We start from the raw sequence: 24713 nt of genomic DNA, 5'->3' as shown, positions 1-24713 counted from the left end.
AAAATCTTAATTTTTATAGTTTTGAAATTAACCTTCTGTAAAAAAAAAAAAAAATGCTTGGTCAAAAATAAAGTTATGTTATAATTAGCATCACTTAAGAATAATTAATAAATTTGATATTGAATTAAGGAGGAATCAGTTATGTTTTTAGTCTAATGCGCTCTGATAGCACGAATTTTCCATTATATTTTTAAATATTATGGAATGCCATAAATTTAACCGTTTAAAAATCTATAAATTTATGGCTTTTAATTATGGCTCTTTCAAAACTTCACATATTTTTTTGGGCTCAATGTAAGTAAAAACGAGTTTTCTATTTGCATTGAGTTTAAATAGTAGTTGTATTTTTTAATGATTTTGCTTTTTAAGTTAAAATTTTAGCTTTTTTAGTTTACTTTATTTGATTAATAAGTAGATTTTGCTTTCGCGATGGTTAGATTTAAAATGTAGTGTTTTTGCTTCGATAGTTATTTTTCTGGGAAATTCGAGAAAATAATTTGGACTTTAGTTTTTTTTAGTGTATAATTTCTAAATTTAAAAACGATTTCAGAGGTGGCTAATATGATTTTTTGCTCTTAAAAACATAAATTTACTGCTAAAGTTAGACTTAGTTGGTAAAATTTATTATAAGTATTATTAAATTTAAACATTTATAATAAATAATAAAATTTGGAGGCAAATATGAAACTATATTTTTCCCGTCGTAGAAAAGTTGTAATTCTAGCAATGGCAACAACATTGTTATCTTTAAGTTTGTACTCAGTTAATCAAGCATTAGTTAATTTTGATTTTTTGTCCAATGAAGTTAGTTATTCAACTCAAGCGCCTTCAATAATTTTAAAAAATCAGCCAAATGATACTGGATTTAATTCGCCAGTAGCTAATACTGTTTTTGTTGCGCCAAAAATTGAAGCGCCTAAAGAGAAAATTGAAAATCCAGTTAAACCACAAATAGTAACACCAAAAATAGAAAAAATAGAGCCTTTACCTGAAAAAGTAACCCCCAAACCGATAAGAAGAATTCAAGCTGTTGAATCAACTATCCCTATTCGAACAACACCTACGCGCCAAAGTCCAACTAGGACAATATCTTCACGTCCAACAATTTCAACTTCAAGACCAGTAAGTCAACCACAAGTTCAAACTAGAAATAATTCGCGTACTGTTAATTTTGGTGATGCAGCTTATCAACGTGCCCTTGGTTTGTGAAGAAAACAACAAGACCGAAAAATCGCTGAAGTTAGGCGTGAAAGAGATAAATATCAAGCCGAAGCTGCTGAAGCAGACCGTGTTATTTCAATTATTAAAGAACATTGAGAAAAATACGCACCAACTGGAGAAGATGGCAAGCCAAAAGTTAGTCTAGAATCCTATCTTGAGGGGTATAAATACACTCGTTGAGTTGCAAATAATTATCTTGAGCGTGAACAAAATTACTTAAAAGTAATAGAGCAACGAAGACAACTTGACCAACCTTTTACAGAACAAGAATTACAATTGATAAAAGATGGTTATACCCCTGATCCTTCAACCGATGGATGAGAACCAAAAGTCAATATTGTCGTAAATGGAATTAAGGCAAATAATAAAAAAAGATTAAATGCCGTTGATTCAAAATGAACAAGATATGATGGAACTAAGATTGGTTCGCTAAAATATGAAGGATGAAATGACACTGATGTAAGTTCAGAAATTAGTGATCTCACCAATGGTAAGGGATTTTCTAACGGTAGCATTTCACTGATAAAATATACTCGAGCGCCTGGAAATACCGCCGGTAGCCTTTCAGAATTTAAAACTTTAGTTCTAAATGCCGATGATGATGTTGCTTTTAAAGCTTTTGCCGACATTATGAAAAATGCGGCTAATAAAGACAATTCAATCAAGGCAATTGTTCTTAAAAATGTCGGAGCAAAACATAAAACCCAGAACATAAAAGGGATTTTAGACCTATTGCCACCGCAAATGCAAAAAGTTTCGCTCTTTTTAGATGACCACCAAGCAATTAATGGTCTTCGTGGACTTGAAAAATTCAGCAAACTAAGCGAACTAGAACTCTATAGTAATTCACGAACCAACGAAAGCAATTGGGCAATCAATCCTAATGCCCTAAAAAATGTCGACTTTATTTCTTTTGATTATATAAACAAAGGTGACATGCATCTCCAACCTGGAGAAAAAGTTGCTGGATCAATTATTTTTGATACTCTCCGTTGAGACGAGGGGGATGATACTAACAAAGTTAACGAGGGACTTGAAATTGCTTTTAGTTCAAAAATTAATCAACGTGTTTTCCAAGGAACTTTTGGTGGTCGAGGAGGATATCCGCTACATCTTGATTTTTCTTCATCTAAAAAAATTAAGACGCTAAAAGGGATTGACTTTGCTAAAACAGAGAAACTTTTTAACGAAAAACTCCAAAGTTGAGAAGTTGAAGCTGAATCACAAAAAAATCCTGGCCATGTTAATTTACTTTTCCAATATTTATATTTTGGTGGCTCAAAAATAAGCGATTCTGGCTCAACAGGGTCAAATTATGTGTATAAAGTCGACACAAGCGACTTTGAAAATTCCCAATTTACTTCAAGACTTGTTAATGGACCTATCCAACAACCGGGAATTTATATAAAAGATGAAAATGGAAAAACCCTTTCAAATATTCCACTTTATATAACTGGTAGTTCATTTTCTGGCGATGCCTTTAGTCAATTATCCAAATTTGTTGATGTTGCAAAGAAAAGTGCCACTTTTAATAAAATTTATGTCAAAAACGCATCACTTCAAAGTCAGCTGTCAGGTTTAGGACTACCTGTTGAAACAAAAACAATTACAACAATAGACTAAACTAAAAGTAAAAAATAATTATTTTTTACTTTTTATGACCAAAATTTCTTTTTTACTTAATTTTATTGAAAAAAGCATAATTAAAAATTTTAATAAAAGGGTAAAATGGATCCAATTAGTCATTGAGTTGATAAAATTCAAGAAAATCTACTAAGATACCAAAAGGTTGTTGAACAATATCGAACAATAGCAATTTGGTGTAACCAAATTGAAAAAGTTTTTGCAATTAAGCCAAATTTACTTGATTTTCCACACGGAATTGCGCTTAAAAAAATACCATTTTTAAAAAATTGACCAACAAAAAAGATAATAACTCTTATTAACAACGGGAAATTAACAGAAAAATTCACTAGTTTTCAAAAATGAAATATTCATACAAATCGAAGCTTATTTAATCAAATCAAAGCTAAATTGTTAGTTTGAGACTATTATTTATCATTTCTTGAAGGAAATTATTGTGAAACTTGAATTATCGAAGAAGTTTTATACACTAAAAATTTATATTTTTTTCGTGGCTTACTTTGAAAAAACGAAAATTACACAATGATAGTTGGTCTTAATAAATTTCAGGGAACTAAAAAATTCGCCAATGACTATTGCTCTTTTTATACCGCGCTTTTAACCTCAAAAGAAATTAGTGATACTGCAAAAAAAATTGATAAAATTTCAAAAATCGACCGAATTTGGTACAATTATCAAAACAAGGATATAGATCAATATTCCAAACTTAGTTAAATATGTCATCTTTTTTATAATATTATTCTAAATTATTTTATAATTATATTATAGTAATTTATATTGGAGGGTGTATGGTTTGAGAAAATCCATTTGGAAAAAATAAAGTTCCATCAGTTGCTGAGTTGTGAAAAAATGAAAAAAAGCAATACCGAATTTGAATTTTTTCTTATCCGGTGTTACTCCTTTTGCTAGGTGTTTTTTTAAGTGTTCAACTTTTTTTAGACTTAGATATTAAAAATATTGGTCGCGCTTTTTCGATTTTATCAATTTTATTTACTGTTACAAGCTTATTTTTTTATGTATATTCTGTTTTTACATCATATAAAGCGAAAGATTTTGCACCTCTTGGCGATCGTTCCTTCTTTTTCACGTTCGTTTCATTTTCTACTGCTGCTCTTTCAATTATAAATTCAACAATAGTAATGATTGGAAATTTAAGCCTTAATAATCAAAATTTTGTCGCAATATTAACTATTCAAATAATTCTTATTGGCCTAATTTTTGTTTTAATTCCATTTTTCTATACAAAAGTGCTTAAAATTAAGTCAATATTCAAACTATCTCGAACATTATTCATTATTGAAAAACGTATTGATGAAATGAAAAAAGATCCTAAGGCATATTCTGAATTTATGAATATTTTTGACTTAGGTCACCAAAATCCAATGAATGCACAGCAAGCAAATAACCCTGAAAACACACAAACTCAAGAAGCTAAAAACAAACCTAAAACAAAAGAAGAAAGAATAAAAATTGCACTTGAAAAATTAAATTTAACACAATTACACGAAATTGCCCAAAAATTAGAAATTTCTGGTTTTGAACAGTTAAAAAAACAAGAATTAATTAAGCTTTTAACTCAAATTCTTGCACAACAAGACTCTGAAAAATAGTTTGATATTTTAAGCCTAAGAATTTTTCAGAAAACAAAAAAATCAAAAATTTCTTTGTTTAAAACTAAAATATGTTATAATTATATTTAATGGTTTTTAGGCAATGGCACCATAGCCAAATGGTAAGGCATAGGTCTGCAACACCTTGATGTACCGGTTCGAGTCCGGTTGGTGCCTCCAAAATGTAATGCGCCCGTAGCTCAATTGGACAGAGTGTTTGGTTACGGCCCAAGAGGTTGAGGGTTCGACTCCTTCCGGGCGCGCCATATATAATATAATTAGACCAAGAAAATTAACTAAATTATTTTAGTTAATTTTTTATTTTTTTAGTTTTTTATGGTATAATTTCAAACTAGTTTTAAATTAAATAAAACATCCTTGGTTATTTTTATAACCCACAAGCCCATAAGGAGAATTAATATGCCAAAATACGAAATTATGACAATTTTAGACCCAAAAGCAGAAGCAACAATATTAGAAAATTTGCTTTCTGCTATTTTTAGTCAAAATTCGTCATACAAACTTGTTAAGCTTGAAAATTCAAGTCTTGCTTACCCTATTAAAAAATCAAAAACTGCACAATATTTTTTAATTAATCTTGACTCACCAGCTAATTTAATTGAAGAATTTGTTCGCCGTGCGAATATTACCAAATCGATTTGACGATACTTGATAATTAATCTTGATTCTGAAAAAGGTTTTAACCAAAAACCAAAAAATTCCGATCGCCATAAAAGAACAAATGTAAGACGTGATCATTCAGATAGACCTAATTTCAAATCGGCGCCACGAACTCGTCAAGACCAAAACTCACCTAATCAGACAGAAAAAACTGATAAACCTTTTCAACGTCGAAATTTTAGACCTAATGCTCAAGGCGGAGCAAAACAAGGTTTTGCCCAACAGTCATCAGATAAGGCTAGCTCATCTCAACGCGGAAAAACAAACCAGCCAGAAACTGATGTTGATAATGCTAAAAAAACACAGGAATCCCAATAGTTTTTGCCTATTTTAGTCAATAAATAAAAATAGGTAAAAACTATAAAAAATTATGAATCGAATTATTTTAATTGGACGCGTTTCTTCTAAACCTGTATTTATGACAACAAAGTCAAATGTTAATTTTATTCGATTTAATTTAGCAATTGATAGACGAAAATATAGTCAAAATTCGCCTACAATTACTGATTTTATTCCCGTAGTTGCTTGACGACAAAATGCAACATTGCTCGACAAACTAATTACCGTAGGAAGTTTAGTAGCAATCGAAGGTTCTTTACAAGCTAATCGTGTTGTGTCAAATACAACAAATTATCTTACTAATTATGAAGTAAATGTTGATTACTTTCGTTTATTAGAAACTAAAGAACAATTAGAAATGCGCCGTCAAAAATTAGTTCAAAAAGTTGGTGAACCAACTTTTGAACCTTTATTTGATGATTTTCAACTTCCCCAAAATGATAAAAGATCATTTCAAGAAGATAATATTTTTCAGTCAGAACCATCAATAAACTTTGATGAAACTAATGTTGAAATTACTGGTGAAGATAATGATCCATTCGCTGACTGAGATATTGATGATCTTGATCCTAACAAATAAAATTAAAAAGGAATGCAAAAATGAACAAAAAATACGCTAAAAAATTCAAGAAAAAAGTGTGCCAATTTTGTGAAGCTAAACTTTTTTACATTGACTATAAGTCAACTGAAGTGCTTCAACGTTATATTAACTCTTTTGGAAAAATTCAACCTTCACGAATTACAGGGAATTGCGCAAAACACCAACGTAAATTATCACTAGCAATTAAAAGAGCGCGTTTTGTCGCTTTACTTCCGTTTGTTGGTGACAGAATCCGTGGAAGCTACGATAAAACTCGAGTTTAATTATAAAAATATAATATGAATCTAAAAGCAGGTCTTATTGGACTTCCTAATGTCGGAAAATCGTCGCTTTTTTCAGCACTGACAAAAATGAATGTTGAAATTGCTAATTATCCCTTTGCAACAATAGACTCAAACATTGCAACTGTTGAAATCCGTGATCCAAGACTAATTAATTTAGCTGATATTGTTAAGCCAAATAAAATTGTATTTTCAACTTACTCTTTTGTCGACATTGCTGGTTTAATAAAAGGGGCTTCACTGGGCGAAGGATTAGGTAATAAATTTCTTGAAAATATTCGAAATGTTGACTGTCTAGTTCATGTTGTGCGCTGTTTTGATGATTCAAAAATAATTCATGTTAATAATCAAGTAAATCCTATTTTTGACATCCAAACAATAAATTTAGAGCTAATTCTTGCCGATTTAAGTTCGATTGAGTCAATTATTGCCCGACTTAGTAAAAAAATCAACAATACAAACGACAAACAAGCAAAAATTGAATTTGAACTTGCTAAAAAAGCAAAAGGCCATTTGCAAAAAGATAAGTCATTACGTGACTTATCTTTAGATAATGAAGAGCGTCAAATAATCAAAAATTGGCAACTTTTAAGTATAAAGCCAATTTTATATGTTGCTAACATTGACCAAAAATCTGTTAGCGATCCCTTAAAAAATCGATATTTTTCTGAGCTTAAAACATATCTTGAAAAGGAAAATGCAATTTTAATCCCGATTTGCGTTGCCTTAGAACACGAAATTTCCCAACTTGATCAGGAAGAAAAACAACTTTTTTTACAAGAATTTGGACTTGAGAAGTCATCTCTTGATTTTCTTGTTCTTAATAGTTTTAAACTTCTTGGGCTAGGAACTTTTTTTACTGTTGGAAAAAAAGAAGTTCGCTCATGAATATTTAGGAAAAATACAAGTGCAGTTGATTGTAGTGGAATTATTCACTCTGATTTTGTCAAAAAATTCATAAGAGTTGAAATAATTTCATATGAGGATTTTATTGAGTTCAAAAGCGAAAAAGCACTTAAAGAAAAAGGTAAAATTCGGCTTGAGGGAAAAGAATACTTGATAAAAGACGCAGAAATATGCCATTTCCGCATAAGTAATTAGTTCAAATAAACTTTTAAAAAACCAAAAAATTATACATCAAAAAATTTATTTATAAATATTGATTGGTATAATTTTTTGGTTTTTTAAATTATCAGTTATTTCTAAAATAACAGCATTAAATTGGCAATCATTATCCGAAGTTTGGAATTTTGTGCTTTTATTATAGCGAATTCTATTATAAACATCAAGAAATTTTACACCAATTGCATCATTTGCAGGGCCTGTCATTCCAACATCAGTTATAAAAAGCGTTCCAAGCGATAATTCTCTAGCATCAGAAGTCTGAACGTGGGTGTGAGTTCCTAAAAGTGCATTAATTTTGCCATTTAGATAAATTCCAAGCACATTTTTTTCGCTTGTTGTCTCAGCGTGAAAATCAACTATATGAAAATCAGCATCATCTTCGGCAATAACTTTGTCAATTGCATCAAAAAAATTATCAGCAAACTGGTGATTTCAAGGTTTGACTAACTTATTAAATGCCACACCTAAAAGCGAAGTTATTCTGAATGTTTTTCCATTTTTTAAAACTGTAGTAGTACCTTTGCCACTATATTCTTTGTCAATGTTTAGCGGCCTAACAATATCTGGATTATCAATAATTAAAGCAATTTCAGGATTGGATCAAACATGATTGCCAATAGTAAAAATATCAACACCAAGCTCTTTTAAATATAAATAATCCCTTTTATTTAGTCCTTTTCTGCCAGTTATATTTTCAGCCTGAACTATTATTAAGTCAAAATTATAGTTTTTTCTCAAAATATTAAGTTGATTTTTAAACATTTCTATACCAGGCGCACCAAAAATATCACCAACAAATAAGACAGTAGCAGATTTCATTCAATTCCTTTAAATTTTTCAAATATTTTATTTGAAAAAAAATTAAAAAAGATGCTTTATTTTAGCATCATTGGTCAAAAAGATATGGTGCCAACAACAGGAATCGAACCTGCGACCCCATCCTTACCATGGATGTGCTCTACCGACTGAGCTATGATGGCGCTTTATTGCTTTAAAATTATAGCACTTTTTTAATATTTTTAATCAAAAAAATATTAAAAAGTCAAGCAAATTTAAAGACTAAAACAAAAAAATACTTTCAAATGCAAGCAAATATTAAGTTTTGAAAGAGCAAAATTATTAATTCTTATTTGCATTTGCATTATACCACAAAAATTTTAAAAACCAAGTTTTTTTTATATTTCTAAAAACTTGATGTATAATTTAGTTTGTAAAATAACGAAAAAAATATATTTATATACTATCTGTTTTAAATTGTGAATTGCTCTTTTAAAAATTAATTAGCAAATTAATGATGATAGCTTATTTGAAAACTTGTTATAAAGCAGAGACTGAATACAAAAAACAAGACTAAAAATAAGTTAAATTAAGGTGTTTTTTGATGAAAAAAACAAAAGAAAAAAAATTTACAAGTTCATTAATTTTTTTAAAATATTTAAAAACTAATCTTCGGAAGAATTGATTTTTATCATTTTTCCTTATAATTTTTTCAATTTTTTCAATTTTACTTATTTTATTTTTATGAGAAGCTGATAAAAATTTTGATTTACCCATTTATAATTCGCAAAATCAACGAATAACTATTGTCAGAAAAAATGGAAAAGAGTTTGGAAGTAACGAAATTTCAGAGATAAAAAACTTAAAATCTGTTAAATATATTTCAAATGGTGAATCAGAATTAGATTTTGGTGATTTTATGAATGAAGACTCATCTACCGCTCCACCTTTTATACCAACTAAAATTTTGCCAGTTGAAATCAATGATTTTTTTAAAAATGATATGAAAAACTATACTAATTTTCATGGTAAATTTTTAGAAAATGATGATGAAATAATAGTTTCGCGAGATTATGCTGATTTAAAAAAAGTTAAAATTGGCAATTATATTGATTATAAATATCAAATATTAAACCGCTCAACTAATAAAAATGAATTAATTTATACTAAAAAATTTAAGGTTGTAGGAACAGTAGGATTTGATAATGATCATCAAGATTATCTTGTTGTAATGTCTAATAATGCGTATAAAAATTTACTTGAAAATATTTTTGATAAGTCAAAAATATTTCTCAATCAAAACCAAGGTCAAAATTGGTTTTTTGAATCTTTAGTTAAAAAGTTAGCATACAATAGTGTAAAAACTTCAAATACAGAAAATGCTGTTGATTCTAAAGTTTCTACATTTTCTGATTTATATCCTAATGAAAATTTTAATCTTGATAAAAAAGATAAAAAGCTTAAAACAGGTCGTTTTACTGAAAATAAAAACGAAATTCTTGTTAGTCAAGGCCTAATTAATCATTTAAGTAAAAGTTCCAATTTAAATTTAAATGTAGGTGATGAAATAACTTTTAAAATAGAAAATATTAATTTCTTATTTTTCAGAGATAATCCCTTTACTTTTAAAATTACTGGAATTCTTGAAACTGATGAAACAAATAAAATAGAATTTAACCAAAATGTAGCTCAGCTTTTTTCTGATTCAATAAATGAAAATAAACCTTTAAGACTAAGTGTTTTTTATGATCAAAGTGAGCCAAATTTATTGCCAAAACTCGAAGAAAAAGGGTTTGAATTGGCACCAAAAATTGATTATGTAGCTCATAGAGGCGTCGCTGATATATACCCAATAATTTCAACAAGTGCAGTAATTCTAATTTTACTTTTAACTACTGTTATTGTTTTTGTTTTTGCTTTAAGAAATTTCAAAATAAACAATGGAACTATTCAAAGTTCTCATGTTGATACAAGCAAAAAAATATTCCTTAAAAAAGTAAATTTATATTGAATTTTTATATCATTATTTATTCTTATTGTTAGCTTTATACTGTTTTTTATTTCAATTAAATTGCCATTTTTTAGCGATTTTCTTGCTGGTCGATCAGCAAATTACATAGTTGGTCACATTAGTTTAGATCTTATTTGAATCTCATTATTCTATATTGTATTTTCAACTATTATTTTTAGAGTCACTACTCATTTTTTAAAAATAAGAAAAGAAAAAAATATAAAGCAATTGAAAATAAATTAGTAAATTAATTTAATTGAAAATTTTAGCTTTTTATTTAACTAGCTAGTAGCCAAATAAAATTTGGATTTTGTCTCAACATTAACATTGCACAATAATAAACAAAGTTAGCGTTTTTATGCTAACTTTGTTTAATTTCTAGTCATTTTTAACTTTTGGCACGTTTTTTTAGATTTATAAAAAACTTGATGTATAATTTTTTTTGTAAAATAACGAAAAAAAATTGACTCGCAAAATTGTGAGTACTCCCAAAAAAATATATTTATATACTATCTGTTTTAAATTGTTAATTGCTCTTTTAAAATTTAATACTACAAAATAGGAAAATTAAAAATGATAGGCTTATTTGAACACATTGTTATAAAAGCAGATCAAAATAAAACTATTTTAAATCAACAACAATTAGATTTTTTTATTAAAGCATCAAAAGCAGAATTATTTAAAAAAACTAATACAACTCAGGATTTTTTATATCATAGAGTTCTAAAAAACATTTTCGATCAACCACTGTTATTTTTACAATTTACTAATCATTATTTAATAATAACTCTTGAAAATTATGAAACTAATGAAATTGCAAATTCTAGTTTTGATAAGGAATTATTTGATAAAAATAATGTCGTTTATATTCCCGGATTTTCATTACATTATCAAGTTGATGGCGACTATTTTGGGTTAGTTTCTAAACAGAAATTAGATGAAAAAATAGTTGAACTTATAAAGAATCAAAAACATATATATTTAAGTGTAACTAGACTGAATACAGAAAAAAACAAGGCTAAAAAAGCAGAATATTTTAATTATAAATTTCGTGCAAGACGTGGAACCGCAAATCCTGGCGAAATAAAAAAAACAGCTGGAAAAGTTAGCAATCTTTTTTATTTTAATATCGGTATTAGTAATTCCTGATGATTTAAGGCAAAAGATTCATATTCAAAACTTGGTTATATAGAATATCAAGGCAATTCTAAGAAACCTGGGCTTTGTGAATATATTGCTATGTCTTTGATGTTAGAATATGCCGAAACATTCATTGCATCTGGAATATTTAGCAATGAAGAAATTGCTAGATTTTTTGATATGAAAAAAAATTATTCTAATAACTTAAGCAATGGCGTTGCAGAACATAAATATTATAAATATAAATATAAAAATAAAAATATTGATGATGGAACTTCTACATATAATTCACTTCCATATCAATTGTTTGAACTCAATGGGCGATATCAACATGTTAAGTATGCTTCTTATTTTACTAGTACATTAGAAAAATTTCTAAAAGGAAAGGAAATAAAAAAATACATAACAACTGATTATTCTGCCAATTTTATGCATTCAAGCAACCCTGAAACTTTTTTGTTTAAAAATAATATGCCAGTTATGGTATCTTTTGCTAATTTTAGTACTGGCCACAACATTGTTTTATATGGATATGATCCAGATACAGAAAAATATCTTGTAAATTTTGGATGGTCAGGTTGTTCTAATTTACTTATTTCTAAATGAGATATTTGAAGTTTTTGATCAATGGGTTATTGATGAGGATTTAAAATAGATGATGATTATATAAAAAATCATCCACCTAAACAAAAATTATTAAGTGCGAATGGTAAGTTTTATTCATATCCAGAAATTTTTGAAGAAGAACTTGTAATTGATAAAAATGGTATTCTAACTATAGATAACGACATTTATTAATATAGATAAATTAAGGTGTTTTTTTATGAAAGAAACAAAAGAAAAAAAATTCACAAGTCCATTAATTTTTTCAAAATATTTAAAAACTAATCTTCGAAAGAATTGATTTTTATCATTTTTCCTTATAATTTTTTCAATTTTTTCAATTTTACTTTTTTTATTTTTATGAGAAGCTGTTAGAGATTTTGATTTACCCATTTATAATTCGCAAAATCAACGAATAACTATTGTTAAAAAAAATCGCAAAGAGTTTCGAAATAACGAAATTTCAGAGATAAAAAACTTAAAATCTGTTAAATATATTTCAAATGGTGAATCAGAATTAGAATTTGGCGATTTTACTAATAAAGACTCATTTAGTTCTGGTTTATGAACTAAAATTTTGCCAGTTGAAATCAATGATTTTTTTAAAAATGATATGAAAAACTATACTAATTTTCAGGGTAAATTTTTAGAAAATAATGATGAAATAATAGTTTCACAAGATTATGCTAATTTAAAAAAAGTTAAAATTGGCGATTATATTGATTATAAATATTGAATAAAACATCCTTCAACTAATGAAAATGAATTAATTTATACTAAAAAATTTAAAATTGTAGGAACAGTAGGATTTGCTAATAGATATAGTGATGATTTTATTTTAATATCCGATAAAAGCTATAAAAATTTAGTTGAAAATATTTTTGATAAGTCAAAAATATTTCTCAATCAAAACAAAGATCAAAATGGGTTTTTTAAATCTTTATTTAAAAATTTAGTATATTATAATGTAAAAACTTCAAATGCTGAAAATGCTGTTAATTCTAATGTTTCTACATTTTTTGATTTAGATTCTAATAAAAATTTTAATCTTGATAAAAAAGATAAAAAGCTTAAAGCAGGTCGTTTTACTGAAAATAAAAACGAAATTCTTGTTAGTCAAGGTCTAATTAATCATTTAAGTAAAAATTCCAATTTAAATTTAAATGTAGGTGATGAAATAACTTTTAAAATAGAAAATATTAATTTTTTATTTTTCAGAGATCATCCCTTTACCTTTAAAATTAGTGGAATCATTGAATCTGATGAAGCAAATAAAATAGAATTTAACCAAAATGTAGCTCAGCTTTTTGCTGATTCAATAAATGAAAACAAACCTTTAAGACTAAGTGTTTTTTATGATAAAACCGAGCAAAATTTATTGTCAAATCTCAAAGAAAAAGGATTTGAATTGGCACCAGAAATTGGTTATCCAATTAATAGAAGCGTTCATGATATTTATCTAATAATTGCATCAGTTACAGTAATTGTAATTTTACTTTCAACTACTGTTATTATTTTTGCTTTTACTTTAAGAAATTTCAAAATAAACAATGGAACTATTCAAAGTTTTGACGTTGATATAAGTAAAAAAGTAAATTTATATTGAATTTTTATATCATTATTTATTCTTATTGTTAGCTTTATACTGTTTTTTATTTCAATTAAATTGCCATTTTTTAGCGATTTTCTTGCCGGTCGATCAGCAAATTACATAGTTGGTCGCATTAGTTTAGATCTTATTTGAATCTCATTATTATATATTGTATTTTCTACTATTATTTTTAAAGTCACTACCCATTTTTTAAAAATAAGAAAAGAAAAAAATATAAAGCAATTGAAAATAAATTAGTAAATTAATTTAATTGAAAATTTTAGCTTTTTATTTAACTAGCCAGTAGCCAAATAAAATTTGTGATTTTGTCTCAAAAATTAACATTGCACCATAATAAACAAAGTTAGCGTTTTTATGCTAACTTTGTTTAATTTCTAGTCATTTTTTAACTTTTTGGCACGTTTTTCAAAATATAAATGGAATAAGTGATATAATTATTAATTTTTGTGACTGATAAAAACAATTAAGTTAGTGAGAATAAAATGAGTAAAAATGAAGCAGTTGAACAACTTATAAAATTTATCCAAACAAAACAAGCTAGACTAAAAAGAAATCAAAAAATTGCTTATTATGGTGCTAATGCTGTTAAATGAATAACTTTTTTCTCAAATATTATAGTAATTTCCTTAGCAATTTGGGTAATAATAACTGAAATTAATCGTTATCAATTAATTGAATCTGAAAATAAATCAGTTTTTAATGACCTTGGATTAACTATTGTTTTGGCTAGTTTTATTTGTCTTACTTTTTTTATTAATTTATTTCTTGCTGTTTTTCGTGAAGTTATGAAGTTTAAAGAATATAAAAAAGCCCAAAGAGAGCTAAGTTATTTGTATTTTCAAATTCAAAATGATCCAAATTATAGTTTTGAAAAATTTGAACAGGACTATCAATCGATCTCTGATTTTTATTTTCAAAAAAAGGATGTTTCAAAAATAAAAATACTTAAAAAAATAGTTTTTGGGGGTAAAAAATGGTTATAAAAAATGTCCGACTTGATTCAGATTCTTATGAATTTGCTAAATTTTTATACAGAAAAACGCTTGTAAAAGCAAGGATTTTTCAAATTTTATTTTGAACGGTTTCCATTTTTAGTATTTTTTTTGGATTTTTTTCGACCTTAATGGGTATTTTTAAATTAGCCTCGCCAAAATTAAGTGAATTTGAACCTTTTGCTAATTTTTTTATTTCAACTGACGAAAATGGCGCAAAAGTTGACCAATGACCAATTTTTGTCTTATGAATTAACCTTTCAATCTCAATTATTAACAGTCTTTTTGCCCTTTTTCTAATAAAACCACGCTGAATTCGCAACCAGGAAATTAATGACTTTTTAAAAATTGAAATAATTTTGTTTGAAACCAAAACAGGAAAATATGCAAATTCAGAAAATTTACAAATTGAACTTTTTAATTCAATTTGTAAATTTTTAGGAATTCTTAAAGCCCTTGAAAATAAACAAAAAGAGCAAAAAACTAACATTGATAAAAAGGAACAAACTAATGAATAAAGAAAAATTGCTTTCAAAAATTGAACTTGATGTTATAAAATTAACGGCAAAAGCACGTGTTTCTAAGGGTATTTTTTTGTTTGCTAGTATTGCCTTAATTTTAATGTCAGCTTTTAATGGTATTTTATCTGCGTATGCAATTACTAAAAATCCTAATCCAACTGCGGTTAAGTTATTTGTTGCAATTGCCTTTATTAATGCAATTATTAGTTTTGTTAGTTCACTTTCTTCTTTTTTTGTTTTTGAAAATGTTTATAAAAAAGCAACAGAAAAAATTAATTTCTATGAAGAAAAGAAAAATGAGCTTTTATCCCAAGATGCAAACATTGATGAGATTGCAAAACAGTTAGGGAACATAAAAATTGAAAATTAATTTGTATTATTTTTAAAAAATGTTAAAATGTATCTATAATTTAACTTAAATTTTATTTTAAAAATTTTTTTTATAACACTGATACCGTTGTTATAACCCGAAAAAAACATTCATTTAAAGGAAAAAATGCCAACAATTTCTCAATTAGCAAAAGGGTGCCGAGTTAAGAAAACTTGAAAGTCAAAAGTTCCTGCATTGAATATGTTATATAATTCATTGCACAAAAAAGAACTCAAAATTAGCTCGCCCTTTAAACGTGGAGTTTGCACAAGAGTTGCAACTATGACTCCTAAAAAACCTAACTCAGCATTACGTAAATTTGCAAGGGTAAAACTTTCAAATGGAATTGAAATTAATGCTTATATTCCCGGTGAAGGCCACAATTTACAAGAACACTCAATTGTTTTAATTCGTGGTGGAAAAGTTAAAGACTTACCAGGGATTCGTTATCACATTGTCCGTGGAACTCAAGATACAACTGGTGTTGCAAAAAGAGCCCAAGGTCGTTCCAAATATGGAGCAAAAAAACCTAAAACTTCAAAGTAAAAATCTGAAAAAAGCTATAAAATACGACATTTTTTAAAAGGAGACAAACATGTCACGAAAAAAACAAGCCCCAGTGCGCGACGTGCTTGCTGATCCAGTTTTTAACTCAAAACTGATCACAAAAGCAATAAATAGCGTTATGTTAGACGGGAAAAAAACTACTGCCCAAAACATTCTTTATTCATCATTTAAATTAGTTGAAGAAAAAACTCAAAAAAATGCTCTTGAAGTTTTTGAACAAGCTGTGAAAAATGTAACTCCCCTAACCGAAGTTCGTTCACGTCGTATCGGGGGAACAAACTATCAAGTTCCAATGGAAGTTCGTCTAAAACGTCAGCAGACTCTTGCATTGCGTTGATTAATTCTTTTTGCCAGAAAACGTAACGAAAAAACAATGGTTGTTCGTCTTGCAAATGAAATAATTGATGCTTATAATAAAACAGGTGGGGCCTTCAAGAAAAAAGAAGATACTCACAAAATGGCTGAAGCAAACCGTGCTTTTGCACACTTTAAATGGTAGGAATTTAGAAATATGTCACGAAAATTTGAACTAAAAGATTACCGTAATATCGGAATTATGGCCCATATTGATGCCGGAAAAACAACAACAACCGAAAGAATTTTATTCCACACTGGTAAAATTCACAAAATTGGTGAAACTCATGACGGAGTTAGCCAAATGGACTGAATGGAACAAGAAAAAGAGCGTGGAATTACCATAACTTCTGCAGCAACAACTGCTTTTTGAAAAGGTAAAAGAATTAACATAATTGACACCCCAGGACACGTTGATTTTACTGTTGAGGTTGAACGTTCACTACGTGTTCTTGATGGAGCAGTTGCTGTTCTTGATGCCCAATCAGGTGTTGAGCCCCAAACTGAAACTGTTTGAAGACAAGCAACAACTTATGGCGTTCCCCGTGTTGTTTATGTTAATAAAATGGATAAAGCTGGCGCTAATTTTGAGGCTTCAATTGAATCTGTGCGCACTAAATTAAACGGTAATGCCGTGGCAATTCAGTTAAATATTGGTGCTGAGTCTGATTTTAGCGGAATTATTGACCTTGTTGAAATGAAAGCTTATAACTACGATGGTCAAAAAGAAGAAGTTGAATACGAAATTCCAATTCCTAGCGAATTACAAGACAAAGCGGCACTAATGCGCCTTGCACTCGCCGAAGCAGTTGCTGACTATGATGAAAATTTATTTAATGATCTTCTTGAAGAAAAAGAAATTTCAGTTGATCAACTAAAAGCAGCAATTCGTAAAGCAACAATTAGTGGTAATTTTTTCCCGGTTGTTTGTGGTTCATCTTTTAAAAACAAAGGTGTAAAGAAAATGATCGATGCTGTTATTGATTATTTACCTTCGCCACTTGATGTTCCGCCAGTTAAAGCTTTTCGCGATGATCAAGAAATTACAATTCAGGCTGATGACGGTGAAGAATTTTCTGCCTTAGCTTTCAAAATTATGAACGACCCTTTTGTTGGTTCACTAACTTTCTTCCGTGTTTATTCAGGAAGCCTTACAAAAGGAACTTACATAATTAACTCAACTAAAGGTAAAAAAGAACGTGTTGGCCGTATTTTAGCAATGCATGCTAATTCACGTGAAGAAATCAACGAAGTTCGCACTGGTGATATTGGTGCTTTTGTTGGTCTCAAAGACACAACAACAGGTGATACACTAATTTCTGAAAAGTCAAAAACTTTTGTGCTTGAAAAAATGAGTTTTCCCGAACCTGTTATTTCCCAGTCACTTGAACCATTTTCAAAAGCTGAAGTTGAAAAACTAGCTAATGCCCTCCAAAAACTTGCAAACGAAGATCCAACTTTCAAAACTTGAACCGACACTGAAACTGGACAGACAATTATTGCCGGAATGGGAGAATTACACCTTGATATTATTGTTGACCGGCTAAAACGTGAATTTAACGTGCAAGCGCGCGTTGGAAAACCACAAGTTTCTTACCGTGAAACAATTACAAAATCCGCTGAAGTTGAAGGAAAATACATCAAACAATCAGGTGGACGTGGACAATATGGTCATGTTTGAATTAAATTTGAACCTAATCCAGAAGAAGGCTTTGATTTTATTGATAAAATTGTCGGTGGAAAAATTCCAAAAGAGTATATAAAATCAATTCAAAAAGGTCTTGAAGAAAAAATGCAAGCCGGAATTTTGGCCGGATATCCTTTAATTAATGTAAGAGCAACTTTATTTGACGGTTCTTTCCACGAAGTTGACTCTTCAGAAATGGCCTTCAAAATTGCCGCTTCGAAAGCGCTTTCACGTGCTCGTGATGCCGTTGGAACTGTTTTACTTGAGCCAATTATGGACGTTTCTGTTTTTGCCCCTGCTGAATATGCTGGAGACGTTATGGGTGACTTATCACGTCGTCGTGGACTTGTTCGTGAACAAGAAACTAGATCTGATGGAGCAAATGTTATTCGTGGACATGTTCCATTAGCAGAAATGTTTGGATATTCAACCCAATTACGTTCAATGACATCAGGGCGTGGAACTTACCAAATGCAATTTGATCACTATGAAGTTGTTCCAAAAAATATTTCTGATGTAATTGTTAAACAACGGGCAATCAAATCTGACGACTAAAAGTTATTCCCGATTTTCCCTGTTTGATAAGATAATCTTAAAAAGGTGCCAAAACTGGGCACCTTTTTAATTTTTTTGGCAAAATCAGGATAAATAACTATCAAAGCAAAAACACGAATTTTAAATCTAACACTCATGAATGCAAAATCTACTTATTAATAAAATAAAGCAATCTAAAAAAGTTAAAATTCTAACTAAAAAAGCCAAATTATGAATTTTTAAACTATTTTTTTAGTTAAAACACTAACAAAATCATAAAAAAATACAACTACTATTTAAACTCAATGCAAAAAGAAAACTCGTTTTTATTTGCAGCGAGCCTAAAAAAACATATGAAGTTTTGAAAGAACAATAACCAAAAGCCCTAAATTTATAGATTTCTAAACGGTTAAATTTAAGGCATTCCATCATATTTAAAAATATAATGGATAATTCGCACTATCTTATTTTATTATGACAAAAAACATATTAAGTCCCCCTTAATTCAATATCAAAATTTATTAATTTATTCTTAAGTGAGGTTTATTATAACATAATTTTTTCTTAGACCAAACATTTTTTTTTTTTTTTTTCAAAAGGTCGATTTTAGAACAATAAAAATTAAGATTTTAGTGTCAAAAAAACCCGTAAATCCGGGTATTTTTTTGCATTTTTATATTAACTAAAAAGTGAATTTTTACCATTAAACTGGGAAACTCGGGTAAAGTTAATCCCGAGTTTCCCAGTTTGATAAGGTAATTTTAAAAAAGTATCTGGTTTTAAGGCACTTTTTTAACTTTTTTGGCAAAAGTTAATTACAATTTTTATTAGTGATTTATTAAGATATCAAAGTAAAAATCATACCTATTTCAAATATTCAGATCACTAGGAACGCCTTCGCGATTTTTAAATATCATTTGCTGATCCAAAGTGTTAAATTCAACCCTTTGTCTTAATTTTTGCAACATCGTTACTAAACCAATTTCAGTTAATTGATTGTTTTCAAATAACTTGTTATCACTAATATGTTTGTTGATTTTAAAGATTATAGTTTTTAAAATAACTAGCGAGATAAAGCACAAAAGAGTGTGAGCTAGAATATGCTCGTCAATTCTTAAAAATACAGGCCGAATATTCAATAAACCTTTTAGACTTCTAAAATTAGCTTCAATATTTGGCTGTTTTTGATATTTTTCAACTATGTCTAAGACATTCAAATTTAGTATATTTGTTTCATAAACATAGTAGCCATCAAATTGTTTATCTTTATCAAATTTACTTTGATCTAATTCAAATTTCATGTTTGAAATTTGCTTAAAATATTTAGGTTTTCTACCAAACAATTTGTTTACCACAATAAAACCGTCTTTATTTCGTTTTTTAATAAAACTTTGGGTTTGCTCTTCGCGAGCTTTGCTGTCTTTTATCGCTCTTTTTGTGCTGTAAGTAATAATTCTTCTTCTGATATTTTCGGTGTACCTTTTATTCTTATAAGATGAATAAAATTCTTCTTTTTTATACTTAAGATCCGCATTTACATCAACATAATCGCTTGGATCTAGTAAATAATTTTTGAATTTTTGAGTTCCTATCTTTGCACGATAAGAAATAATGAAATTATAGTTTCTTGATTCAAGAAATCGAATATTTGCCGCAGTTGACATGCCACGATCAGCGATTATTGTCATATTTTTGATATTATATTTGGATTCAACATCTAATACAAAAGGGATTAATGTACTAGAATCGGCTGTATTTCCTTTAAAAACTTTAATATGAAAAGGAATGCCGTTTTTATCACACGCTAAGGCAATGACAATTTGATCTTCTTTGAATTTAGCATCTTTTCTTTCAAAAGTCTCAAAATAGATTGTTGATGAATCAAAATAAAATTCATTGCCCCTTTCTCCAAGTTCACTTATGACCATTTTGTTAAGACTATCTAAAAGTTGATTTTGTGACTCAAAAACAAGATCTAAGAGCTTATAAAAGCTATTTTTGGAAGTATTTATTTGATTTGAGTAGTCGTCCTTTTTATCAAAAGCATTAATAATGCTGCCAGGATCAGTTATCCGCTTTGAAATTAAGTAGTTAAAAATTTCTTTCATATTTTTATGTCTACTTTTAGGAAGTGATTCAAAAATATTGTGCTTTTCAATAAATTTTTCAATTAATTCCCCACCAACAAAAACCGAACCTTCGATTATGGTTGAATTTTTGATAGAATCAAGTAAAACAGTCTTGACTTTATCTTTGTCATCTAAATTTGAAAACAATTTCAATTTTTCTTTGATAATTTGAACAGCATTTGGATTAATTTTTTCCAAATTCCGCTCATTTCCTAAACTAAATCAACGTTTTGGGCCTTTGCCATAACCTTGTGCTCAGCCAACATATTTATATGGTTTATCTTTTGAAGATCCTCAAACATTAAATAAAATCAAATTTTGCTTTTTCATAGTGTATAATTATACCATATAATACTTTAAATTAGTAATTAATTGTAATTAATAAAAATTAAGGTTTTACAATCAAAAAAACAACGATTTATGGGATTTTTGCATATTGTATTCAATAAAAAGTGAATTTTTGCCATCAAACTTGGAAACTCAGGGAAAGTTATTAAAAAATTGCAATAAAAAACTACCGATTGGTAGTTTTTTATTGCATTTAAAATTTAATTGAATAAATGATTTTTAAATTAAATTTTAATAAAAGGAGCAACATTTAAAAAATTAAATAAACTTGGACTTGATCCTAGATTCATCACTGCTTGAGAAACAACGGCGCTGTTGGTTGTAGCAACGGTTGCTGGTTGCGCGGCTTTTATAGTTTGTAATGCTTTTGAAAGTTCTTCAACAGATTTTAGTGCTTTTTGCAATTTTTCTGGCATATCTTTTAATGCATCAATTTGTGTTTTAAGCGAATCTAGATCTAAATTTGCAAGCTTATCAAAACCTTCTTGAAACTTTTTAATTTGTGCTGAGTCCAATTTAGAAAATGTTTTTTGAAATTCTTCAAATGACGCCTTGATTTTATCAATTTCGAAATTTTCAATTTGCTTTTTAAATAAAAAGTATAAAGTAGCAATTATTATTGCAAATAGGAGAATATTCCCAACAATAACAGCCAAGACTGTCGATACAAATCTTCCGATTTTACTCACTTATGCCTCCATAAATTTGTAAATTAAATTTTAATTTTTGGTCTTTTTCTATGATTCACCATCCTTATTTTTATTTACTTCTTCATTAGCTTCATTTTGTTTCTCTGTTGTTTCAGTTTTTTCTTGTGTTTTTTCTTCAGCTTTTTCGCTGTTATATTCAATTAACTTGTCAACAACTTTTTTGTTTGTTATGTTAATTTGAATTTCGCTGTGAGGGATTGTTTCGTTTAATTCTTCGACAGATTTACCTGTGAATTTTGACAACAAGGCAATTTGCTCGTCATAATCTTGCTGGGTTGGAACTAATCCCTCAAGTTTTGCAATTTCGGCAAAAATAAAGGAATTTTTAAGTAATTTTCTTGCTTCAGCATCAAGTTGATTATGAATATCTTGCTCAGTGAATTTTGTAATTCGGCAATATTCCTCAAGAGTAAATCCTTGTTGTTTTAAAGTTGAATTAAAAGTTTCATTTAAACGACTAACTTCAGCATTAACTAATTTAGTTGCAAGTGGAATTTCAACTTGGTCAACAATTTCGACAAGTGCATTTTTTTGAAACTCAATTCGTGCTTTTTCAACATTTTCACGTTTTGTAAGATCTTCAAGATAAACTTCCAATTGGCTAATTGTTTCAACATTTGGAATTTTTAATGAAGCAACAAAATCATTAGTCAATTTAGCAGGCTGACTTTCTTTGATTCTGTTGATTTTTACATGAAATCTTGCCTTTTTACTTGCATAAGCTGGAACATGGTAATCTTCAGGGAAAACCACATGAATATCGGCTTCTTTTTCAATTTCTAACCCAACTAGTTGTTCTTCAAAACCAGAAATAAAGCTATTTGAACCGATTCGAAGCTCAAAGTCTTGTGCTTCTCCACCTTCAAAAGGTTCATCATCAATAAATCCTTTAAAATCAAAATTAATAATATCTCCCATTTTTACAGGACGATTTACATTAACAAATTTTCCTTTTGATTCTAAAAGTTTTTGTTTTTGGTGTTCAATGTCATCTTTTGTCACTTGTTTTACAGCGTATTTTGTCTTAAGATTTTGATATTCAGGAAGCTTAATTTCAGGATAAACAGGGTAGAGAAACTCGATTTCTAAGGTGTTTTTGTCCATTTGAACAATATTAAAGACTGGTGATTCAATAACATTGTCGCTATCCATTACATTAGAAAAAGCTTGTTTTTCAAGTTCAGGTAAGTACATTCTAAGCGCTAATTCGAAAACTGCCTGTGGATTTAAAAATGGGCGGGCTTTTTCTAATGGCACTTTCCCTTTTCTAAAACCGCGTAATGAAACTTTTGCAACTTGTCTTTTTTCAGCTTTATCGTAATATTCAACTCATTTTTGCGGATCAGCTACTAACTTAATTTTAAGTTCGGCACTATTAGGTAAAAATTCACGTGTTATCATTAATAATAATCCTTAAATTGTTATATAAAAATAAAATAAAACTAATTATAATTTAAATTATATAAATTTGTTTAAAATTTAAAAAAAATAATAAAAAACTTAGCTTTTTCTCCTAGATTTTTAGACAAATCTATTTATTTAAAAACTAAGGCTAATATTTTATTATTATCTAGGTTTTTATTTTTACTTAAATTATAATTTATTATTGCAAAATTTAAAAAATTTTTATGCTGTTTTTTGAAATTTCTTTTATTTTTTCAATGGCAAAATCTAAACTTGCTTGTATAATTTCAGATCTACTTCCGGTAAAATTTAATTCTCAGACTTCATCATTAATGGCAATAAATACTTGTCCGAGCTTGCCATCTTGAACTGTAGGACCAGCATTTCCGGTTAAAGCTATTGCATATTTAGTTTGAAAAAAATCAAGACCGTATTTAGCCATTTTTAGGGCTGTTTCGGCATTAGTTACACCATTTTTTGTGTCAATACCAATTTTTTCCTTAATTTCATTTTGATAACAAACAACTCCGCCGGCAAAAAATTTACTTGCACCGGGCTTTTTTACAATTTCAGCAGCAAGTGCGCCTCCAGTTAAGGATTCAACTGTGGCAATGCTAAATGGTTTATTGGCCATTAATCAGTCCTTTTTATTAAATTTTTTGCTAATTGAGCAAAAATTGCATTTAAATTCAATTTTTTTATATTTTTCAATTAAAAAATCAACATCTTCTTGGCTTAAAAGTTTCAAATTTGCTTCAAAATTTGCTTTTTTACAGTTACAAATATAATCCCAATTTTGGAAGTCAACCTGATTAAAACTTGAAAAAAAGCTCATGAAATCCGTCATTTTTTCATTTTCTAGTCAGCCTTCTACCTCTTGTAGTTCTTCTTCAAAATGATTAGGCAAAAGTTGAATAATTAAGGATTGGGCTTTTGTTATTTTTGAATTTTCATCAAGTTCAATTAAATTTTTTACTACTGAATTAATTTGCTGAGATTGGTGAAAATAATACGCTAAATCACTTATAAAATCACCTTTCTGAAGCTTAACTTGACCTGAATAATTAGTTTTTTTTGTAAATTGGTTAATTTTCAAAAAACCAGAAGTTCCAATATATGAACTTACAAGTAGGTTTGTGTTGTAATTTTTGAAAACATGAGCCGGAATTTCAAAATCATTAGCTGAAAAACTAGCTCGAATTTGGCCTTTCTTATTTGTTTCAAGAACTAAAGATTCAACAGTTTCAGAATTAATTTTAACAGAAAATCCAGCTGTTTTTTCTTTAATCAAAGCTGGAAGTGGACCAAAAACATTAATAAAACTTGCTAAAATAAGCGAACTAATATTGCTTAACTTGTGAATATTAATCGCTTTATTAACAATTTCAGTCATTTCTGAGACAACTATTAGAATATGTTTGTGCAAATAAATTTTCGAATATGATGACATGA

General features: G+C 28.4%; 21 protein-coding genes and 3 tRNA genes. 18 read left to right on the top strand and 6 right to left on the bottom strand.

Annotation, left to right across the window (positions count from 1 at the left end; all coding sequences use genetic code 4):
* Positions 1 to 681: 681 nt before the first annotated feature.
* From V3255_RS01395 to ychF, 9 genes are all read left to right on the top strand, one after another.
* On the top strand, positions 682 to 2844 hold the full coding sequence (locus V3255_RS01395; protein WP_337898835.1) for a putative immunoglobulin-blocking virulence protein: 2163 nt from the start codon (positions 682 to 684) through the stop codon (positions 2842 to 2844).
* 105 nt (positions 2845 to 2949) lie between these two features.
* Positions 2950 to 3579 (top strand): hypothetical protein, encoded by a 630-nt coding sequence (locus V3255_RS01390; protein WP_337898834.1) that lies wholly within the window; start codon positions 2950 to 2952, stop codon positions 3577 to 3579.
* Positions 3580 to 3653: 74 nt separating this feature from the next.
* Positions 3654 to 4475: a Rho termination factor N-terminal domain-containing protein gene (locus tag V3255_RS01385; RefSeq protein WP_341516286.1), complete on the top strand. Its 822-nt coding sequence runs from the start codon at positions 3654 to 3656 to the stop codon at positions 4473 to 4475.
* A 105-nt stretch (positions 4476 to 4580) separates the two neighbouring features.
* A tRNA-Cys gene (locus V3255_RS01380) sits at positions 4581 to 4655 on the top strand.
* A gap of 9 nt (positions 4656 to 4664) precedes the next feature.
* Positions 4665 to 4741 (top strand) — tRNA-Arg (locus V3255_RS01375).
* Between the two features lie 154 nt (positions 4742 to 4895).
* Entirely contained in the window at positions 4896 to 5474 is a 579-nt protein-coding gene (gene rpsF / locus V3255_RS01370) for a 30S ribosomal protein S6 (RefSeq protein ID WP_337898833.1), read from the top strand.
* 52 nt (positions 5475 to 5526) lie between these two features.
* Positions 5527 to 6075 carry a single-stranded DNA-binding protein gene (locus tag V3255_RS01365; protein ID WP_337898832.1) on the top strand — a complete coding sequence of 183 codons (549 nt, stop codon included), beginning with the start codon at positions 5527 to 5529 and terminating at the stop codon, positions 6073 to 6075.
* A 20-nt stretch (positions 6076 to 6095) separates the two neighbouring features.
* A complete protein-coding gene (gene rpsR / locus V3255_RS01360; RefSeq protein ID WP_044284513.1) occupies positions 6096 to 6359 on the top strand; it encodes a 30S ribosomal protein S18 in 264 nt (87 codons plus the stop codon).
* A gap of 15 nt (positions 6360 to 6374) precedes the next feature.
* Positions 6375 to 7478, top strand: coding sequence for a redox-regulated ATPase YchF (gene ychF, locus V3255_RS01355; RefSeq protein WP_337898831.1), 1104 nt, complete (start codon positions 6375 to 6377; stop codon positions 7476 to 7478).
* Between the two features lie 45 nt (positions 7479 to 7523).
* Here the strand turns inward: ychF and V3255_RS01350 are convergent, their stop codons facing one another.
* Positions 7524 to 8321: a TIGR00282 family metallophosphoesterase gene (locus tag V3255_RS01350; protein WP_337898830.1), complete on the bottom strand. Its 798-nt coding sequence runs from the start codon at positions 8319 to 8321 to the stop codon at positions 7524 to 7526.
* Between the two features lie 85 nt (positions 8322 to 8406).
* Positions 8407 to 8482 (bottom strand) — tRNA-Thr (locus tag V3255_RS01345).
* A 401-nt stretch (positions 8483 to 8883) separates the two neighbouring features.
* Between V3255_RS01345 and V3255_RS01340 the strand changes: the two genes are divergently transcribed.
* The 9 genes from V3255_RS01340 to fusA all read left to right on the top strand — a co-directional run bounded on the left by V3255_RS01340 (position 8884) and on the right by fusA (position 18691).
* Positions 8884 to 10533 carry a hypothetical protein gene (locus tag V3255_RS01340; protein WP_337898829.1) on the top strand — a complete coding sequence of 550 codons (1650 nt, stop codon included), beginning with the start codon at positions 8884 to 8886 and terminating at the stop codon, positions 10531 to 10533.
* A gap of 330 nt (positions 10534 to 10863) precedes the next feature.
* Complete coding sequence (locus V3255_RS01335; RefSeq protein ID WP_337898828.1) at positions 10864 to 12228, top strand: putative cysteine peptidase; 1365 nt, start codon at positions 10864 to 10866, stop codon at positions 12226 to 12228.
* Positions 12229 to 12253: 25 nt separating this feature from the next.
* On the top strand, positions 12254 to 13882 hold the full coding sequence (locus V3255_RS01330; protein ID WP_337898827.1) for a hypothetical protein: 1629 nt from the start codon (positions 12254 to 12256) through the stop codon (positions 13880 to 13882).
* 245 nt (positions 13883 to 14127) lie between these two features.
* A complete protein-coding gene (locus V3255_RS01325; RefSeq protein WP_318085223.1) occupies positions 14128 to 14628 on the top strand; it encodes a hypothetical protein in 501 nt (166 codons plus the stop codon).
* On the top strand, positions 14619 to 15155 hold the full coding sequence (locus tag V3255_RS01320; RefSeq protein WP_069099618.1) for a DUF4231 domain-containing protein: 537 nt from the start codon (positions 14619 to 14621) through the stop codon (positions 15153 to 15155). The genes V3255_RS01325 and V3255_RS01320 overlap by 10 nt, the downstream gene beginning before the upstream one ends.
* Positions 15148 to 15528, top strand: a complete 381-nt coding sequence (locus V3255_RS01315; protein WP_044284508.1) for a DUF4231 domain-containing protein — start codon at positions 15148 to 15150, stop codon at positions 15526 to 15528. Before V3255_RS01320 ends, V3255_RS01315 begins: the two co-directional genes overlap by 8 nt.
* 126 nt (positions 15529 to 15654) lie before the next feature.
* Entirely contained in the window at positions 15655 to 16074 is a 420-nt protein-coding gene (gene rpsL, locus V3255_RS01310; protein ID WP_341516285.1) for a 30S ribosomal protein S12, read from the top strand.
* A gap of 49 nt (positions 16075 to 16123) precedes the next feature.
* On the top strand, positions 16124 to 16594 hold the full coding sequence (gene rpsG, locus V3255_RS01305) for a 30S ribosomal protein S7 (RefSeq protein WP_044284507.1): 471 nt from the start codon (positions 16124 to 16126) through the stop codon (positions 16592 to 16594).
* A 12-nt stretch (positions 16595 to 16606) separates the two neighbouring features.
* The gene (gene fusA, locus V3255_RS01300) at positions 16607 to 18691 is read left to right on the top strand and encodes an elongation factor G (protein ID WP_332976995.1); all 2085 of its coding nucleotides are present in this window, start codon (positions 16607 to 16609) and stop codon (positions 18689 to 18691) included.
* An 806-nt stretch (positions 18692 to 19497) separates the two neighbouring features.
* Here the strand turns inward: fusA and V3255_RS01295 are convergent.
* The 4 genes from V3255_RS01295 to V3255_RS01280 all read right to left on the bottom strand — a co-directional run bounded on the left by V3255_RS01295 (position 19498) and on the right by V3255_RS01280 (position 24711).
* Positions 19498 to 21129, bottom strand: coding sequence for an IS1634 family transposase (locus V3255_RS01295; protein ID WP_337898826.1), 1632 nt, complete (start codon positions 21127 to 21129; stop codon positions 19498 to 19500).
* A 242-nt stretch (positions 21130 to 21371) separates the two neighbouring features.
* On the bottom strand, positions 21372 to 21836 hold the full coding sequence (locus tag V3255_RS01290) for a hypothetical protein (protein ID WP_337898825.1): 465 nt from the start codon (positions 21834 to 21836) through the stop codon (positions 21372 to 21374).
* 48 nt (positions 21837 to 21884) lie between these two features.
* Entirely contained in the window at positions 21885 to 23258 is a 1374-nt protein-coding gene (tig, locus tag V3255_RS01285; protein WP_337898824.1) for a trigger factor, read from the bottom strand.
* Between the two features lie 214 nt (positions 23259 to 23472).
* The gene (locus V3255_RS01280; RefSeq protein ID WP_341516284.1) at positions 23473 to 24711 is read right to left on the bottom strand and encodes an Hsp33 family molecular chaperone HslO; all 1239 of its coding nucleotides are present in this window, start codon (positions 24709 to 24711) and stop codon (positions 23473 to 23475) included.
* Between the last annotated feature and the right edge of the window lie 2 nt (positions 24712 to 24713).

This window comes from Mesomycoplasma ovipneumoniae, assembly GCF_038095975.1.
GTDB lineage: Bacteria > Bacillota_I > Bacilli_A > Mycoplasmatales > Metamycoplasmataceae > Mesomycoplasma > Mesomycoplasma ovipneumoniae_C.
This window is presented reverse-complemented; position numbering and strand designations above follow the sequence as displayed.